Annotated in this window: 1 protein-coding gene; it reads right to left on the reverse strand. The window is 38.0% G+C overall.

Annotated elements, in window-relative coordinates; all coding sequences use genetic code 11:
• The coding region (locus GQR38_RS20085; RefSeq protein ID WP_206006356.1) for a flavodoxin domain-containing protein at window positions 1-326 on the reverse strand (326 nt) is incomplete at its 3' end.
• Window positions 327-468: the final 142 nt, after the last annotated feature.

The raw sequence follows: 468 nt of genomic DNA on the forward strand, positions 1-468 counted from the left end.
ACATGGCTCTCATCTTTGATTGCTTTAACTTTATAGTCAGCCATTGAAACAAGTTTATTAGGAATACCTTTAGCTGTCGCTTGTTCTGCTAATTCTTGTGCAACGCCTTTTGCATTACCCGTTTGTGAACCAACTAAGATAGTTAAGCTTTGTCCAGCGTTTTGCGTAGGAGCTGCTGCCGTTATTGGGCCTTGGCTTACGCCTGCTAAATAACCGCTAACCCATGCAGTTTGTACTGCATCTAAGCCTGCTGTTGCTTGTTGCAATTGAGCCAATTGAGACTCTGATAAAGGCGATGTTAAAGCCAATAAATTGTTAAGTGCCATGAAGTAATTTCCGCTATTACATTAAGATACAAGTAGTTTACGCGAGCTTATGTTTTGCACAAAAGAATAAATGTTAATCATTTATAACTAAATCGCATTTAAAATAGGGCATTAGAATCATTCGTATTTACGGAGAGTTAAT

The sequence above is a fragment of the Pseudoalteromonas sp. c7(2019) genome (genome assembly GCF_011378625.1).
Taxonomy (GTDB): Bacteria; Pseudomonadota; Gammaproteobacteria; order Enterobacterales; family Alteromonadaceae; genus Pseudoalteromonas; species Pseudoalteromonas arctica.